This window comes from Rheinheimera lutimaris, from assembly GCF_013283795.1.
GTDB lineage: Bacteria > Pseudomonadota > Gammaproteobacteria > Enterobacterales > Alteromonadaceae > Alishewanella > Alishewanella lutimaris.
Window position 1 is genome coordinate 1 of record NZ_JABSOD010000042.1, and the last position, 4407, is coordinate 4407.

A 4407-nucleotide genomic window follows, 5' to 3' on the forward strand; every position below is an offset into this window, starting at 1 on the left:
GCAATTTAAAAGCGTCTACTTTTTAGGGGGAAGTTTCCCCGGCCTGAGCATACAGCCCTTTGCAAGGCAGCCAGTTATCGCCGTTATCAAGGGTATAAAGGGTACGGTTGCGGATGCGGCCAACATAGTCCCAATTCAAACTTAATACTTGCCGAAACCAAGGCACCCGGAAGCCGGCATCGGTGACAATTATTGGTTTACACTGCTCTGGCAGCATGGCTTTAAGGTGCTGGAGAAATGCCAGATGTACCGCCGGTTTTTCTTTCCCGCATAGCGGATGGACTTGCTCATACAGCGTTATCGAGCGACCATCAAACGCTAATGACGCCCGTAATAAGAAGTGACGCCGACTGGCGTCTAAATCAGACCAATCAACCAGAATAACCGGCCGTGGCAGCGACGTAGAGACAAGTTTAACCAAAGCACCATAAATCAGCGGCAGTTCACGGTATAAATGTCCATTAGAGCAAAGCCTGTAAGCCCGTTTAATCTTATGTTTTTCATAAGCTTTACCGCGAATTCCACGGCCAAGCCGGGTAATGGTTAGCTTGTTCTGATGCACGGCACTTTTCACGCACGCTTCAAGCGCCTGGCGGCGCTGACTGTGCATATTGGGCGTGACGGTTTTGACAAAACGGGTTAGCATTTGCAGAACATTCATGGCGTATCCTTGGTAGGTTTGTTTGGCGATAGATCTGATCACCGAACGCCATGAATGTTCCTTCTGAGCTCATCTTTTTGTTTTAAATAGCAATTTTGTGGGGATGCCTCAGGCTCCGACCCATTATTCAGACATTAACGATTTGCTAATTGGATCCCGAATTGCAACAAAAGCATCCCAGCGGCCTCACTTTTCGTGCCGTAACTAAATAAAGACATTCATAGAATGCCCCAGTACATTGTTAACAATTAAATCTGATTTTTAGTTTTCAATTAAACTTTGCAATTAAAATTATTACCAACTATATATCAATATCTTAAGCTTGGTTAAAGCATTGGTTTAACGATGAACCTTACAAATTTAATACTGTAAATTGACTTTTAAAAAAAATTAACTAATTTAAATTGATTAGGTATTAACCAACAAGGACGTCACGCGTGAACAGAGCCAAGAATAGCCTATTTATCATAATTACTTTTGCCTTGTCAGGTTGCGCTAGTGTGACTGTAGAAAAAATTCCAAACACAATTGATTATGAAATTAAAGATAGATACGCGATACAAAAAGCGGCAGATGCTATTAAAGGAAATCGATATTACTTGCCTAGACCATTTATCGCTGTGGGTAAAGAGTTTCCTTATAAAAGCTCGTCAATATATGCTCATGGAAAAATGGCTCCAGATGGAAGTAGCGTAGAAATACTTGAGGAAATCTCTTTTAAGTTTCTGAATGATACAGATGAAACTAAGATTATTTATAATATTGGTGAAAACATTCCGATCAACCGAATTTTTCTGGGTAAAGAGGGTGCACGAAATATAAAACTAGAAGGTGAAACTGCAAATTTGTCAATAGGTAAAAATGCTATTGGTGAACCTGCAGGGGGAAATTCTATTGGGGTTCCTGCGAAGACTGGCTCATATGTTAAACCCCTTTCGATGGTAAAAAAGCTTGTTGATTGGAATGAGCAGACAACAAAATATATCAAAAGTACAAAAAACGTTGTTAGATTGAAATTTAAACTAAATCCAACTGAAACTATTACTAGTGTTAAAAGAGAAAATATTCGAGATATTTACCTGCTTAAGGTAAAGGATGGCAAACCAGACCAGTCAAAAAAAATTGTTCTCCCAAAAGCGTTATATAAAGACAATGGTGAGTTCGACTTTTTAGGTTTAATTGCTGATGCTTCTGAGGGGAAGTATGTTCTTGGAGTTGATTTTATTCAAAAAAATGGTAGCTCTTGTGATAGACATCCGATTGTTGAAGATCCTCAAACTCAAAGTTTTATAGAGTTTGGAGGTAATCAAAATGAGATTAACTTAGGTAGCTTAATTGACCCTTTGTCGACGAGAGGATTGGAAATTAAGAAAGGTGTGAAAATTGAAATTCCAATTAAGCTCACCGGTAGCAAAAGCTCATTAATTGATTTTCACATTGAAATTGCGGATATTAAGGCTACTGATGCTGGTGAAGTCGATGAAGTAAAATCTATTGCACTTCTTAGAAAATTAGATGACGGTAATTTCGACTTCGAAAATGCCAAATATTTACCTATTGAAGGTGGAAAGTTAACAGATAAAAATTATACATATCTAATAAAGGATGTATATCCTGAAATGCTAGTAGGTAAATATCATATCGTTTTACTTCTTGCCTCCGAAACTTCTTCAACTTATATCTACTCAAGTATGCCCACTCTTGAAGTTCAAAATTACCAGTCATCTAACTATCCAGAACCTACTTGTAAAGAAGTATTATTTGTCCCTCAGGTTAACACCCCGGCAGTTGGAGTCACTCCAGAAAATCCTACAGAGAAAAAAGATGAAAATAACAGCAATGAATCTGATGAAACAAGCAAACAGCCTATTGAAAAAGGCTCAACTAAAGTTGAAGAAACATTAAAAGCAGGAGGAGGTCTGCTCAGTATATTGGCAACCTCTAACCCTAATACTAAACCTGTTTTAGACGTTAACGATTATTTTAAAATTTTGTATTTGCCGGATTTTGAGGAACAGTATGCAATAAATGTAAAAGCAAATTTATCCAAATCAGAAATGGCAATTTCACTTGAAAATGGTTGGCTATTGGAAAACTTTGCATCACAAATAGATAATCGTGCCCTTGCAAACTTTTTCTTTCTCCAAATAGGTGAAACCCTTGATTTAGTGAGAGATGTTGTAAGGCTAGATAAGCAACTTATTGCCCCTATATTGACTGATGAAAAAAATGAGACAGAAGAGAACGATGTTGGCCCGATTTTAGAGTCGGAAAGTGTTGATCAGAATAGATTGCTGAAGTTAGAAATAGAAAAAATCCCTGTGCTGCTAAAAATACATAAAGTTTCATATGCAGTCCCAGGTGTTTACCCTATCTTAAAGCAAAAAGAATTACTAGGAGGGTATGGCGGTACGGGCTCAGTAGTCAGATTTGATACGAGAGCAGATATTATCATTGAACTTGTAAGGTTTAATAAAAATGAAAGCAAATGATAACTGGAACAATCTTGATGATAATTCAAAGATAAAGGTTATTGAGTCAGTAATAAAAAACAAGAACAAAAAACTCATGAGTTATCCGAATGTTATTGCCATTGGCGTTGGCCGAAAGGAAAAGAAAGAGACACTTTTAGATAACTTATGTTTGAAATTCTCTGTAAAACGCAAGTGGTCAACTAATAGAAGGAAAGTAGGCTTAATTCCCGATTTTTGCCTAACATCATTCGAATTTAATAGTCAAGGTAGACAATTTTATGCGGTTCCCACAGATGTTTCCGTTTTAAAAACCATCAAACTGCAAGGAGGGGTTGGTGGCACCACAACAGTAAGCAGGCGTCATGGCCATGCAGAAATAGGAACAGCATGCTGCTATGTCAAATTTCACGGGTACGATGAATTCTATTTGCTTGGTTGTGCTCACACATTTGCTCTAATTAAGAGGTTTAACATATCTCATGATCTGAGTGAGAATATTACGTTCAAATATGATTACAGCAGAAATGTAATAGCTCCACTGGGACATTTACAGCAAATCGCAGATTTGAATTGGGCCGATGCGGCAGTCGTCTATGTAACTGATTACCAAGATATACCTCGTGGATATGGCCCCGGAAATATTACATTTTCAGGAGCTCTGAATAACAGAATTCCTTTTCATTATGTTCTCCATGCTAAAAGCGGGAGTTTTAACTGTGAATGGGTTCAAACCATTAAAGAGTACGATTTTACTTACCACACAAGTGGCTCCCCTGCGGTTTATACAATGAAAAATTTAATTGTTTCTCGTATTTTAGGTGGTAGCACACGAGGAGGTGATAGTGGTTCACCACTTGTATCTCATGACGGATTTCTCATTTCTATGCATATTGCTGGCGGTAGTAACCACAGTTACTCACTACCAATAATGCAAGTTTTTAATGCATTCAATCCACCCATATATTTAATTAGATAGTTTTCTTTAATCGAACGCCAGCATTAATAATTTAGAGATGATTGTCACTTTACATACATCTTTACGTACCTGTTTAAATTAAATTGCCAATAAATTTAATGAACGTCTGCTTTTGGCACAATGCTGCCGTTCACTTTCGCGCAGCTTCAAAACCGGTATTGGTGCTAACGTAGCGATTAGACAGCTTCAGGTCAGAAACAGACTATAAGTTTGATTTTATTTGTCCAAAACTCCGGCTCTCAGAGTACTAATGTATTTATACGGTAATACCCCCTAAAAATAACTGACGTCAAAAG

At 37.8% G+C, this 4407-nt stretch carries 3 protein-coding genes; 2 read left to right on the plus strand and 1 reads right to left on the minus strand.

Annotated features, from left to right (window positions below):
- Positions 1-22 precede the first annotated feature (22 nt).
- Positions 23-661 (minus strand): IS4 family transposase, encoded by a 639-nt coding sequence (locus HRH59_RS19070; protein WP_173502847.1) that lies wholly within the window; start codon positions 659-661, stop codon positions 23-25.
- A 437-nt stretch (positions 662-1098) separates the two neighbouring features.
- Here HRH59_RS19070 and HRH59_RS19075 point away from each other — a divergent pair, with 437 nt between their 5' ends.
- Positions 1099-3153, plus strand: coding sequence for a hypothetical protein (locus HRH59_RS19075; RefSeq protein WP_173502848.1), 2055 nt, complete (start codon positions 1099-1101; stop codon positions 3151-3153).
- Positions 3140-4111: a hypothetical protein gene (locus HRH59_RS19080; RefSeq protein WP_173502849.1), complete on the plus strand. Its 972-nt coding sequence runs from the start codon at positions 3140-3142 to the stop codon at positions 4109-4111. Before HRH59_RS19075 ends, HRH59_RS19080 begins: the two co-directional genes overlap by 14 nt.
- Positions 4112-4407: the final 296 nt, after the last annotated feature.

Coding starts and splice junctions, on each gene's coding strand:
- HRH59_RS19080 (WP_173502849.1), top strand. CDS start 3,140: ATGAAAGCAAATGATAACTGGAACAATCTTGATGATAATTCAAAGATA.
- HRH59_RS19070 (WP_173502847.1), bottom strand. CDS start 661: ATGAATGTTCTGCAAATGCTAACCCGTTTTGTCAAAACCGTCACGCCC.